9 protein-coding genes and 1 pseudogene are annotated in these 12,468 nt (G+C 63.4%); 6 read left to right on the forward strand and 4 right to left on the reverse strand.

The genetic code is table 11. The features are described from left to right. The first annotated feature begins 3 nt into the window (after positions 1-3). The 6 genes and pseudogenes from atuC (at position 4) to FFS13_RS04020 (ending at position 8,615) form a co-directional block, all read left to right on the forward strand. Positions 4-1,620, forward strand: coding sequence for a geranyl-CoA carboxylase subunit beta (atuC, locus tag FFS13_RS03995; RefSeq protein WP_137817820.1), 1,617 nt, complete (start codon positions 4-6; stop codon positions 1,618-1,620). Between the two features lie 52 nt (positions 1,621-1,672). Then, the gene (gene atuD / locus FFS13_RS04000) at positions 1,673-2,830 is read left to right on the forward strand and encodes a citronellyl-CoA dehydrogenase (protein ID WP_137817821.1); all 1,158 of its coding nucleotides are present in this window, start codon (positions 1,673-1,675) and stop codon (positions 2,828-2,830) included. Continuing rightward, positions 2,827-3,633, forward strand: a complete 807-nt coding sequence (locus FFS13_RS04005) for an enoyl-CoA hydratase/isomerase family protein (RefSeq protein ID WP_137817822.1) — start codon at positions 2,827-2,829, stop codon at positions 3,631-3,633. Before atuD ends, FFS13_RS04005 begins: the two co-directional genes overlap by 4 nt. Positions 3,634-3,710: 77 nt before the next feature. Next, on the forward strand, positions 3,711-5,699 hold the full coding sequence (gene atuF / locus FFS13_RS04010) for a geranyl-CoA carboxylase subunit apha (protein WP_137817823.1): 1,989 nt from the start codon (positions 3,711-3,713) through the stop codon (positions 5,697-5,699). Between the two features lie 77 nt (positions 5,700-5,776). Beyond that, positions 5,777-6,622: an NAD(P)-dependent oxidoreductase gene (locus FFS13_RS04015; protein ID WP_137817824.1), complete on the forward strand. Its 846-nt coding sequence runs from the start codon at positions 5,777-5,779 to the stop codon at positions 6,620-6,622. A gap of 168 nt (positions 6,623-6,790) precedes the next feature. Next, positions 6,791-8,615, forward strand: a pseudogene (locus tag FFS13_RS04020) (long-chain-acyl-CoA synthetase). Positions 8,616-8,674: 59 nt separating this feature from the next. Here FFS13_RS04020 and FFS13_RS19960 read toward each other — a convergent pair. From FFS13_RS19960 to FFS13_RS04040, 4 genes are all read right to left on the reverse strand, one after another. Continuing rightward, positions 8,675-9,217, reverse strand: a complete 543-nt coding sequence (locus FFS13_RS19960; protein ID WP_256657808.1) for a hypothetical protein — start codon at positions 9,215-9,217, stop codon at positions 8,675-8,677. A gap of 124 nt (positions 9,218-9,341) precedes the next feature. Then, positions 9,342-10,130 carry a hypothetical protein gene (locus FFS13_RS04030; RefSeq protein WP_137817825.1) on the reverse strand — a complete coding sequence of 263 codons (789 nt, stop codon included), beginning with the start codon at positions 10,128-10,130 and terminating at the stop codon, positions 9,342-9,344. Continuing rightward, positions 10,127-10,726, reverse strand: coding sequence for an RNA polymerase sigma factor (locus tag FFS13_RS04035; protein ID WP_137817826.1), 600 nt, complete (start codon positions 10,724-10,726; stop codon positions 10,127-10,129). The genes FFS13_RS04030 and FFS13_RS04035 overlap by 4 nt, the downstream gene beginning before the upstream one ends. A 2-nt stretch (positions 10,727-10,728) precedes the next feature. Further along, a complete protein-coding gene (locus FFS13_RS04040) occupies positions 10,729-12,468 on the reverse strand; it encodes a VWA domain-containing protein (RefSeq protein WP_137817827.1) in 1,740 nt (579 codons plus the stop codon).

Consider the following 12,468-nt stretch of genomic DNA (forward strand, 5'->3'; position numbering starts at 1 on the left):
GCGATGGCAGTCATTCAGTCTGAACTAGACACCCACAGCGAAGGCTTCGCGCAGAACCGCGAGGCCATGTTGGCGACCATCGCCAGCTTTCGCGAGCTCGAACAGAAGGTGCTGGACAAGGCTGCCGAGGCCAAGCCGAAGTTCGACAAACGCGGCCAGTTGCTGCCCCGCGAGCGCTTGAACCTGCTGCTCGACCCCGGCGCGCCATTCCTCGAACTGGCCTCGCTGGCCGGCTACAAATTGCATGACGACAAGGATGGCACCCAGGCCGGCGGCGGGATCATCTCCGGCATCGGTTATATCGCCGGCGTGCGCTGCCTGATCAATGCCAGCAACAGCGCGATCAAGGGCGGCACCATCTCGCCCAGCGGCCTGAAGAAAACCCTGCGCCTGCAACAGATCGCCTTCGAGAACAAACTGCCGGTGGTGACCCTGGCGGAAAGCGGCGGCGCCAACCTCAATTACGCGGCGGAGATCTTCGTCGAGGGTGCCCGCGGCTTCGCCAACCAGGCCCGCATGTCGGCCATGGGCCTGCCGCAGATCACCGTGGTGCATGGCTCCAGCACCGCCGGCGGGGCTTACCAGCCGGGCCTGTCGGATTACGTGGTGGTGGTCCGTGGCAAGGCCAAGCTGTTCCTCGCCGGCCCGCCACTGCTGAAAGCCGCCACCGGTGAAGTGGCGACCGATGAAGAACTCGGTGGCGCCGAGATGCATGCCCAGATCGCCGGCACCGCCGAGTACCTGGCCGAGAACGACGCCGATGCCGTGCGCATCGCCCGGGAAATCGTCGGCATGCTGCCGTGGAACGCACAACTGCCACAGCGCCCACAAAAAGCCTTCAAGCAACCGCTCTATCCGGCTGAGGAACTGCTCGGCATAGTCCCCGCCGACCCGAAGAAGCCCTACGACGTACGCGAGATCATCGCGCGCATTGCCGACGGCTCGGAGTATCTCGACTTCAAGCCGGAGTTCGACAACCAGACCCTCTGCGGCCACTTGCAGATCGAAGGCCAGCCCTGCGGCTTTATCGGCAACAACGGGCCGATCACGCCGAAGGGTGCGGTCAAAGCCGCGCAGTTCATCCAGCTCTGTGACCAGAGCAACACGCCGATCCTGTTCTTCCATAACACCACCGGCTTCATGGTCGGTACCGAGTCCGAGCAGCACGGCGTGATCAAACACGGCTCCAAGCTGATCCAGGCGGTGGCCAACGCCCGCGTACCTAAGCTGACCATTGTCGTCGGCGGCTCCTACGGCGCCGGCAACTACGCCATGTGCGGGCGCGGCCTCGATCCGCGCTTTATCTTCGCCTGGCCCAACAGCCGCACGGCGGTGATGGGCGGCGCCCAGGCCGGCAAGGTGCTGCGCATCGTCACCGAGGACAAGCACCGCAAGGAAGGCAAGGACGCCGACCCGAAGATGCTCGACATGTTGGAAAGCGTCACCGCGCAAAAACTCGACAGCCAGTCCACCGCACTGTACGGCACCGCCAGCCTGTGGGACGACGGCCTGATCGACCCGCGCGATACGCGGAAATTGCTCGGCTACCTGCTCGATATCTGTGCGGAGGCCGAAGTGCGTCCGCTCAAGGCCAATACCTTCGGGGTCGCACGCTTTTAATCCCCTCTCCCGCAAGCGGGAGAGGGAGAACCGTACATAGGAGAACAAGAAGATGATCTTTACCCAGGAACACGAAGAACTACGCCGCACGGTCCGTAATTTCGTCGACAGGGAAATCAACCCGCACGTCGACGAATGGGAAAAGGCCGGCACCTTCCCCATCCACGAGATCTTCAAGAAAGCCGGCGACCTAGGTCTGCTGGGCATCTCCAAGCCGGAAAAATTCGGCGGCATGGGGCTCGACTACAGCTACTCGATAGTCGCCGCGGAAGAGTTCGGCACCATCCATTGCGGCGGCATCCCGATGGCCATCGGCGTGCAAACCGACATGTGCACCCCGGCCCTGGCCCGCTTCGGCTCGGATGAGCTGCGCGAAGAGTTCCTCCGTCCGGCGATCAGCGGTGAGAGGGTCGGCTGCATCGGCGTCTCCGAAGTCGGCGCCGGCTCGGATGTGGCCGGGCTGAAGACCACCGCCCGTAAAGACGGCGACGACTATGTCATCAACGGCAGCAAGATGTGGATCACCAACTCGCCATCAGCCGACTTTATGTGCCTGCTGGCCAATACCTCGGACGACAAACCCCACGTCAACAAATCGCTGATCGTGGTGCCGATGAACAGCCCGGGCATCAGCCTCAGCCCGCACCTGGACAAGCTGGGCATGCGCAGTTCGGAGACCGCCCAGGTGTTCTTCGACAACGTTCGCGTGCCGCAGCGCAACCGCATCGGTCACGAGGGCGCCGGCTTTATGATGCAGATGCTGCAGTTCCAGGAAGAACGCCTGTTCGGCGCGGCCAACATGATCAAGGGCCTGGAGTACTGCGTCGACAGCACCATCGAGTACTGCAGGGAGCGCAAAACCTTCGGCAATGCGTTGCTCGACAACCAGGTGATTCACTTCCGCCTGGCGGAGCTTTCGACCGAAATCGAATGCCTGCGCGCCATCGTCTACCAGGCCACCGAGCTGTACGTGCGCGGCCAGGATGTCACCAAGCTGGCCTCGATGGCCAAGCTCAAGGCCGGCCGTCTGGGCCGTGAAGTCAGCGACAGCTGCCTGCAGTACTGGGGCGGCATGGGCTTCATGTGGGACAACCCGGTATCGCGTGCCTACCGCGACGTGCGCCTGGTCTCCATCGGCGGCGGCGCCGACGAGATCATGCTCGGCATCATCTGCAAGCTGATGGGCATTCTGCCCGGCAAGAGAAAATGAGCCCGTTGCCAAGCTGCGAAACCCTGCTGCTGGAAAGCCAGGGCGGCGTGCTGCACGTCACCCTCAACCGCCCCGAGAGCCGCAACGCCATGAGCCTCGGGATGGTCGAAGAACTCCGTACGGTGTTCAGAGCCGTACGCGCTGACCGCGACGTGCGCGCGCTGGTGCTCTGTGGTGCGGGCGGGCATTTCTGTGCCGGTGGCGACATCAAGGATATGGCCGGCGCCCGCGCACGCGCTCAAGCCGAAGGCGCCGAGGCTTACCGCGACCTGAACCGCGCGTTCGGCGCCCTGCTCGAGGAAGCGCAAGGCGCGCCGCAGGTGGTGATTGCCGTACTCGAAGGCGCGGTGCTCGGGGGGGGCTTCGGCCTGGCCTGCGTGTCCGATGTTGCCATCGCCCAGGTCAACGCCAAGTTCGGCTTGCCGGAAACCAGCCTGGGGCTTATCCCGGCGCAGATCGCACCGTTCGTGGTCAAGCGCATCGGTCTGACCCAGACCCGCCGCCTGGCCTTGACCGCCGCCCGCTTCGACGGCCGTGAAGCCGAACGGCTGGGCCTGGTGCATTTTGCCGAGAGCGATGCGCAGGCGCTGGCCGAGCGCTTGAGCGAGGTGCTGGAACAGGTTCGCCAGTGCGCGCCGGGCGCCAACGCGGTGACCAAAGCCTTGCTGCTGGCGACCGAAAGCGAGCCCCTCAGCCCGCTGCTCGATCGCGCCGCCGGGCTGTTCGCCGCAGCGGTAGTCGGCGCCGAAGGGGTCGAAGGCACCCTGGCTTTCGTTCAGAAACGCGCACCGAAGTGGGCGTAGGAGCGAGCTTGCTCGCGAAGCGTTCGCGAGCAAGCTCGCTCCTACGGGTAGAGACAAGTCAGGAGTCCGATAACAAGATGCCAGCCTTCAACAAGATCCTGATCGCCAACCGCGGTGAGATCGCCTGCCGGGTAATCGCCACGGCGCACCAGTTGGGCTATCGCACCGTTGCCGTGTACAGCGAGGCGGACGCCGATGCCCGCCATGTACAACTGGCCGATGAAGCCCTGTGCATCGGCCCGGCGCAGGTCAATCAGTCCTACCTGAAGATCGACAACATCATCGCCGCCGCGCAAAAGACCGGCGCCGATGCGATACACCCCGGCTACGGCTTTCTCTCGGAAAACGCCGAGTTCGCCCAAGCCTGCGAGGCCGCCGGCATAGTGTTTATCGGCCCGACCATCGAAGCCATCCATCTGATGGGCAGCAAGCGCCTGTCGAAGATCGCCATGCTCGAAGCCCAGGTACCCTGCATCCCCGGCTACGAAGGCGCGGCGCAGGACGAGGCGGTCTTGGCCTTTGAGGCCGAGCGCATCGGCTATCCGCTGATGATCAAGGCCAGTGCTGGCGGCGGCGGGCGTGGCATGCGTCTGGTACATGCAGCCGGCGAGTTGCTCGCACAGCTGCGCACCGCCCGCTCGGAGGCGCAAAACGCGTTCGGCTCCGGCGAGCTGATCCTGGAGCGCGCGGTGATCCAGCCACGCCACGTCGAGATTCAGGTGTTCGGCGATTTACACGGCAATATCGTTTACCTCGGCGAGCGCGATTGCTCGGTGCAACGTCGCCATCAGAAAGTCGTCGAGGAAGCCCCCTGCCCGGTCATGACTGCCGAGCTGCGCCAAGCCATGGGCGAAGCAGCGGTGAAGGCCGCGGCTTCAGTCAATTACGTCGGTGCCGGCACGGTGGAATTCCTGCTCGACCAGAGCGGCGAGTTCTTCTTCCTGGAAATGAATACCCGCTTGCAGGTCGAACACCCGGTGACGGAGTTGATCACCGGGCAAGACTTGGTGGCCTGGCAGATCCGCGTAGCTGAGGGTCAGCCGCTGCCGCTTAAACAGGACGAAATCACCCTCAGCGGCCATGCCATGGAGGTGCGCCTGTACGCCGAGGATTCAACCAACGGCTTCCTCCCGCAAACCGGCGCAGTGCTGCGCTGGGAGCCGGCGCTGCTGGATGGCATTCGCATCGATCATGGTCTGCTCGAAGGCCAGCACGTGACGCCGTTCTACGACCCTATGCTGGCCAAAATCATCGCCTATGGCGCCAGCCGTGAGGAGGCGCGACGCAAGCTGGTACGTGCAGTCGAGGACTGCGTGCTATTGGGCGTGAACGCCAACCAGCGCTTCCTCGCCAACCTGCTCAAACACCCCGAGTTCGCCGCCGGGCACGCCACCACGGCCTTTATCGGCGAGCACTTTCAAGCGGACCCGAGCCTGAGCCCGCAAGCGCCCTCGGCGGCTGAACTGGCGAGCGCCGCGACCCTGCTCTACCAAGCCTCGGCGCAAGCCCGCGCACATCAGCCCGGCCTGTCCGGCTGGCGTAACGCCGGCAACGCGCCCTGGCGCTTCGTGCTCAAGCACGGCGAGCACAAGCTGGCGGTGGAACTGGCGGTGATCGAGTCCGGCATTCAGCCACGACTGCATGCCCGGGTCGGCGAAGTCGAGCTCGATGTGCGCCTGCTCAAGGCTGACGGCCGCTGGGCCACCCTAGAGCTGGACGGCGTGCGCCAGCGCATCGCCTATCATCAATCGGGCGAAAACCTCTGGCTGTATGGCCGCGACGGCAATCTGGAACTGACCGATGTCACCCATGAACCCGCCGGCGGGCAGAACGTCGCCAGCTCCGGCACGGTGAAAGCACCGATGGATGGCGCGATTGTCGAGGTGCTGGTGGCCGAAGGCGCCAAGGTCAGCAAAGGCCAACTGCTGGTGGTGCTGGAAGCGATGAAGATGGAGCACCCGCTCAAGGCCGGGGTCGACGGGATTATCCGCCGTGTCCAGGTGAGCCAGGGTGATCAGGTCAAGAACCGCCAACTGCTGGTGGAGATAGAGGCGCAAGAAGCCTGAGCCCGTAGGGTGCGCCGTGCGCACCGGAAAATTCCATGGTGCGCACGGCGCACCCGACAAGAACAAGGAGAATTCCCATGTCACTGTCCGGCAAAACTCTGTTTATCACCGGCGCCAGCCGCGGTATCGGCCGCGAGATCGCCTTACGGGCGGCCAAAGACGGCGCCAATATCGTCATCGCCGCCAAAAGCGCCGAGCCCCATCCGAAGCTCGCCGGCACCATCCATAGCGTTGCCGCTGAAGTCCAAGCGGCAGGCGGCAAGGCCCTGGCCCTGCAGCTCGATGTACGTGACGAGCACGCCGTCAAAGTCGCCATGGCCCAAGCCGCCGAGCACTTCGGCGGGATCGACGGGCTGGTCAACAACGCCGGGGCGATCAAGCTGGTCGGCGTCGAGCACCTGGAACCCAAGCGCTTCGACCTGATGTTCCAGATCAACACCCGCGCGGTGATGGTCTGCAGCCAGGCGGCGCTGCCGTATTTGAAGAACAGCTCCGCTGGGGGGAAAAACAGCGCCGGCGGCCACATCCTCAACCTCTCGCCGCCGTTGAGTATGGACAGCAAATGGTTCGCCCAGCACGGCCCCTACACAGTGACCAAATACGGCATGAGCATGCTGACCCTGGGCATGAGTGAGGAATTCAAGAAGTACGGCATCAGCGTCAACTCGCTGTGGCCGAAGACCATGATCGCCACCGCCGCCATCGAGTTCGAACTGGGCAGCCGCGAGGCCTTCAAGCGCGCGCGCCTGCCGGCGATCATGGCCGACGCGGCCTACGCGATTCTTTCCAGCAGCGCTCGCAGCATCAGCGGCCGCCTGCTGATCGACGAGGAAATCCTGCGCGAACAGGGCCAGAGCGAGTTCGAGCACTACCGATTCGATCCGGCCGGCGGTTCGCTGATTGCGGATTTGTTTGTGGATTGATTGGCGTCACATCTCCCCAGCCCCTCTCCCGTCGGGAGAGGGGTGCAAACCGATTTGCCGATCTGCCCTTGCTCATTCGCGTGAGGGCCATAGCCGCAAACCAGTGCCCGCCCTAGATTGCTTGTCACGCCGTTTCGCCTGCGCACAACAACGACAAAAGCCAGAGCCATGACCCACGCCGACCTGACTACCCCTGCCCGCTTTATCGCCCAGCTACCCGCCACCCTCCGTCGTGTGCCACGCATGTTGCGCGGCCTGTATTACGCCGGCATCCGCAACCGCGAGAAAACCCTCTCGCTGGCCTGGGCCTTGGAGCGCGCAGCCAAGCTTTACCCGAACCGGCCGGCAGTGCTGGACGAGCAACGGCAGCTCTCCTATGCCAGCTTCAACGCCTGGGCCAATCGCTTGGCCCGCGCATTCAAGGCAGAAGGTGTGGGCCACGGCAGTGTCGTGGCGGTGATGCTGGAGAGCCGCATCGAGGTGCTGGCGGTGCTCGCCGCCCTGGCCAAGCTCGGCGGTCGGCGCCCTGGTCAACACCACCCAGCGCGGCCAGGTGCTGATCCACAGCCTGAATCTGGTCAAACCCAGCCATTTCGTGATCGGCGAAGAACTACGCGGGCCTTTCGAAGACGTCCGTGGCGAGCTGCTCAATAGCAGCGGCCACTGCTATTGGGTCGCCGATGGCGACAGTTTCAGCGAGCCCGGCCTGGCGCCGGCAGGCTGGCAGAATCTGCTCGGCCTGGCGCAGCACCTGGCGAGTGAGAACCTGCCGGAAACCGCTCGGGTGCGCCTGAAAGACGCCTGCTTCCTGATCTATACCTCCGGCACCACCGGTCTGCCCAAAGCCTCGATCATGAGCCACGGCAAATGGATCAAGGCCTACGGCGGCTTCGGCCATTCCGGCCTCGGCCTGAACAACACCGACGTGCTCTACCTGACGCTGCCCTGCTACCACAACAACGCCGTCACCGTGTGCTGGAGCGCGGTGCTGGCCGGCGGTGCGGCCATCGCCCTGCGCCGGCGCTTTTCCGCCAGCGCCTTCTGGAAAGACGTCAAACACTACCAAGCCACCTGTTTCGGCTACATCGGCGAGCTGTGCCGTTATCTGCTGAACCAACCGCCCTGCCCGGAAGAACGACACAACAGCCTGACCTGCATGATCGGCAACGGTCTGCGCCCCTCGATCTGGAGCGAGTTCAAGCAGCGCTTCGGGATCGAGCGGATCACCGAGTTCTATGCCTCCAGCGAAGGCAATATCGGTTTCACCAACCTGTTCAACTTCGACAATACCGTCGGCTACTCCCCGGCGCCCTACGCCATAGTCCGCTACGACCTGGAAAACGATCGGCCGCTGCGCACCCCAAAGAACTTCATGGAGAAGGCCAAGAAGGGCGAACCCGGCTTGCTGATCAGCGAGATCAGCCCGAAATGGCCGTTCGACGGCTACACCGACCCGGCGAAAAGCGCAGCGGTGATCCTGCGTAACGTCTTCAAGCAGGGCGACGCCTGGTTCAACAGCGGCGACCTGATGCGCGACATCGGCTTCAAGCACACCCAGTTCGTCGACCGCCTGGGCGACACCTTCCGCTGGAAAGGCGAGAACGTCTCCACCACCGAGGTGGAAAACGCCCTCGGTGCCTTCCCCGGCATCGAGGATGCGGTGGTCTATGGGGTGGAAATTCCCGGCACCAATGGCCGCTGCGGGATGGCCGCCCTGCGCTTGGCGCAAGGGACTGAAGTACAGACGGCCAGTTTGGCGGCGCACCTTGATCGCGAGCTGCCGCCCTACGCTGCTCCATTGTTTTTGCGCTTGCTGAAAGAGGTCGAAACGACCGGCACCTTCAAGTACAAAAAAACCGATTTGAAAAAAGCCGCCTACAATCCAGACGACGTCAACGACCCGCTGTTCGTTCGCCTACCCGGCGCTGCCTATTTCCGGTGCCTGGATGCAGGGCTTTACCAAGCCATCCAGTCGGGTCACTACCGCTTCTGAAGAGCGCCATTTTCCCCTTAGCGCCGGCCGTGAGGTCGGCGTTTTTTTTATTGCAAGGCTCAATGCTTGAACTCGAACTGCACTTCAGCCCCTTCCACCGACTGCCAATAATCTTCTTCACGATCATTGGTGATCAGCTTGCCATTCAATTGAAACGGGCTCTGGGCGGGTGGCTTCTCAACGAACAAGGGCGGCAACAAGGCCTTGTTGGTTGCCTCGTCCACGGATTCACCCAGCTCCAGTTGCCCCGCCAGATCCGACGGCAAGCGCAGGTCCAGTTTGGCCTTGGGCAGCTCTGCTTCAGCCTTGGGTAGCTCTAGTCTGGCCTTAGGTAGTGGCTCTTTATCAGCCTTGCTGATGCTGGGCTCAGGACTGGGCTTGGGTGCGATAGCCGGCGTCGCCTGCTCCTTGACCTCCGGTTTGCTGGGCTCTTCGACTTCGACAGGGGGCCGTTCAGGGGCGACTTTGGCAGCCGCAGCCGGCGCGCTGACAACCGGCGCGGAGGGTGTCGGTGGTGACTTGGGCGGTGTCGGCTCGACAGGGTCACAGGCGCTCAACAGCACCAGCGCCACAGTAAGCCCCAGGTAGCGGGTAGTTATCATTGGCAGCACAAGCAGCTAACGGAATCCATTAATGCTCTCTCGGCGTGGATTGACTGGCAAGTCCTGTGATTAAATCGCCTGGTTGCGAAGCAAGGCAAAACACCACACAGCCAATGCTGACCGACTAACGTGAACCGCTGGAGCTTTCTGCCTCAGTAGCCGGCAAACGTTCGAGTTCAGCCTGCAGATCCAGCCCTGGATAGCGGCGCTGCAACGCTGCGAACTGCTCGCTGGCAAGCCTCTGCTTGCCGCTGTCGCGTAACTGGATGATCTGCTGCAAAGCGCTCTGCAGTTCTTCACTCAGTTCTTGCGCGGCTTGAACGGGGGCGACCGCAGCCATGGGCGCTTCGGCCTTGGCCGCGCTGTCAGCCAGATGGCCACTGGGGCTGGCTACGGCCTTGGCGTTCACTCGCTCCTCAGCCATCGGCATTTGCGCCTCGGTCATCGGCGCGACCAGCGCAGGCGCCTCACTCATAGGCAACTGCACGCTGCGCTTTTTCTCCGCCGACAGCGGCGGTGCGTCTGACTGAACAGCCTCCATGGCAGGCGCCGGAGCCAGCATCGGCACAGGCGCTATATCGTAACGCTCAGGGCTGCGCTCGAACATGCGCAGTGTCAGCCCCACACCTAAGCCGAGAGTCGCCAAGCTGGCGAACGCCACGGACCAACGTGCCCGTTGGCTGCCGCCAAACAACCAGCCATGCAGGCGCGCCATGACGCCCGGCTGTGGCGCCCGCTGAGCGTTGCTGGTTGGCAATGCCGCTGTCGCGGCGGCCAAGATGCGCGCATCCAGGGCGGCCGAAGGCTCGTGCGGGTCATGCGCACGGTAGTGTTGCAGCAACGCCTGCTCGTGCGGAGCGAGCGGCGACGAGTCGGGGCTATGCCCAGCAGGATCATGCGGATCGTGGCTCATACAGATACCTCTTCGGCAGTGGCCGGGTCGGCCAGCAACCGACGTAACTTTTGCAGCGCGTAGCGCAGACGGCTTTTCACGGTTTCCGCCGGGGTATGGGTCAGCTCGGCGATCTCGCTCAGCTCCAGATCGCCATGGGCGCGCAGCAGGAACACCTCGCGCTGTTCGGCCGGCAGATCGTCCAGCGCGGCCTGTAAGCGCTGTTGATCACGCGCGAGGCTGAGTTGCTGTTCAGGATTCGGCTCGCTGGCGGCCTCACCGTGCAGTTGCTCGTCGAACTCATCCTGCAAGGCCTGGCGCTTGCCGTGCTTGCGCCAATGGTCGATCAGGCGGTTGCGCGCAATCTGGTACAGCCAGGTCTTGAACTGCACCGCTTCGCGCAGCGAAGACTCGCTGCGGATCAGGCTCAACCAGGTTTCCTGGAATACCTCCTCGGCCAGCGCCGTATCGCTGCACAAGCCACAGAGAAAACGAAACAGGCCAAGACGATGGCGCGCATAGAGCACGCCGAACGCCTCAGCATCGCCGCGCCGATAACGCCGCAGCAGATCGGCGTCGCTATCGGCGAGGAACCTCGCAACAGGGGCGGATGTCACTCTCAGTCGACCTTGGCCATTTCGGGAACGGAACTTGAACCGGCAGTTTGCAGGCTCTGCGCCAGCTCGACTAGCTGGACGAACTCGGCACGCAGCCCAAAGCGATCTTCGCCCTTGGCGCTGCGGGCCAGTTTGGCGCTGGCCGCCATATCGAAGGTGCCGGTGTATTGCCCGCCCTTGAGCTGTTGAGAAAAACCGGCAACGGCCGCGGCGAAGCGCAGATCCTCGCTGGCCTGGGCAATCGGAGTAGGGTTTTGCTCGGCCTTGATCGGTACTTCCAGCAAGCGGCTCTGGCTTTGCTGCGGCCCTTTGTAGCGGATGCGCAGCAACGCCAGCTCGCCCGTCTTGGCCGCGGTTTTCGCCGCGCGCTGATAGCGCAGCGGCTCCAGCCAGCCTTGACTGCCCGTCGGCACTATCTCGTACAGGGCGGTGACGCTATGCCCGGCACCAATCTCGCCGGCGTCGACCTTGTCGTTGCTGAAATCTTCACGCTTGAGCGCACGGTTCTCGTAACCGAGCAGGCGGTATTCACTGACGTGCGCGGGGTTGAACTCGACCTGGATTTTCACGTCCTTGGCCACCACCGCTAGGGTCGAACTCAGCTGTTCGACCAACACCTTGCGCGCCTCGCGCAGGTTGTCGATATAGGCATAGTTACCGTCGCCGGCATCGGCCAGTTGCTCCATCAATCGTTCGTTGTAGTTATCGGTACCAAAGCCGAGGGTGGTCAGCGAAATACCGCTTTTACGTTTGTCGGCCGCCAGTTTCTTCAGCGTCTCGAAGTCGCTGACACCGACGTTGAAGTCGCCATCGGTGGCCAGCAGGATGCGGTTGATGCCCTGGTCGATGAAGCCCTGTTGCGCCTGCCGATAGGCCAACTGGATACCCGACTCGCCCGCCGTGGACCCTTCGGCTCTGAGCTGCTCGATGGCCGCACGAATCTTGGCTTTCTGCACCCCCGAAGTCGGCTCCAGCACCACCCGCGACTCACCGGCGTAGACCACCAGCGAGACCTTGTCCTGAGCGCGCAATTGCTCGACCAACAACTTCAAGGTGCTCTGCACCATGGGCAGACCTTCACGCCGATCCATCGAGCCGGAGACATCCACCCAAAACACCAGATTGGCGGCGGGCAGTTGTTCGACCCGCAGATCCGACGCCTTGATCGCCACCTTGAGCAGGCGACTGTTGGCATTCCACGGCGAGGTCGCCAGCTCGGTGCTCACGCCAAAGGGGGTATCGCCCTTGGGCAGCGGATAGGCATAGGGGAAGTAGTTGACCAGTTCCTCCAGGCGCACCGCCTCTTCGGGCGGCAGGCGGCCATCGTTGAGAAAGCGCCGCACATTGGCATAGCCGCCGGTATCCACGTCGATGCCGAAGGTCGACACGGGGGTCTCGGCCACCGCGTGAATCGGGTTATCCGCCAGCTTTTGATACTGCTCACGCGGCACATCACGGTAGCCCGGCGGTAGCGCCTCGCTCATCGGTGCCGGGGTAACCTGGCTCGGCATGGCCATGCCCGTGATGGCGTAGTTCGCCGACTCGGCCTTCTGCGCCAACGGCTGCGCGCGCGACTCTTGGCTTCGTGCATCTTCAGTAACGGCGGCGGCCAGCTTCTCCTGCGCCACCGGTGCGTTCGGTTGCTCGGATTGCGAGGCATTGCAAGCGGCTAGCGCCAGGAGCAAACCGCTGGCGAAACCACAGAGCAGCGGTTGGCGGGAAATAACGCGGTAACGGGACAT

This window comes from Pseudomonas sp. 2FG, from assembly GCF_005502935.1.
GTDB lineage: Bacteria > Pseudomonadota > Gammaproteobacteria > Pseudomonadales > Pseudomonadaceae > Aquipseudomonas.

Coding starts and splice junctions, on each gene's coding strand:
- atuC (WP_137817820.1), top strand. CDS start 4: ATGGCAGTCATTCAGTCTGAACTAGACACCCACAGCGAAGGCTTCGCG.
- atuD (WP_137817821.1), top strand. CDS start 1,673: ATGATCTTTACCCAGGAACACGAAGAACTACGCCGCACGGTCCGTAAT.
- FFS13_RS04005 (WP_137817822.1), top strand. CDS start 2,827: ATGAGCCCGTTGCCAAGCTGCGAAACCCTGCTGCTGGAAAGCCAGGGC.
- atuF (WP_137817823.1), top strand. CDS start 3,711: ATGCCAGCCTTCAACAAGATCCTGATCGCCAACCGCGGTGAGATCGCC.
- FFS13_RS04015 (WP_137817824.1), top strand. CDS start 5,777: ATGTCACTGTCCGGCAAAACTCTGTTTATCACCGGCGCCAGCCGCGGT.
- FFS13_RS19960 (WP_256657808.1), bottom strand. CDS start 9,217: ATGATAACTACCCGCTACCTGGGGCTTACTGTGGCGCTGGTGCTGTTG.
- FFS13_RS04030 (WP_137817825.1), bottom strand. CDS start 10,130: ATGAGCCACGATCCGCATGATCCTGCTGGGCATAGCCCCGACTCGTCG.
- FFS13_RS04040 (WP_137817827.1), bottom strand. CDS start 12,468: ATGTCCCGTTACCGCGTTATTTCCCGCCAACCGCTGCTCTGTGGTTTC.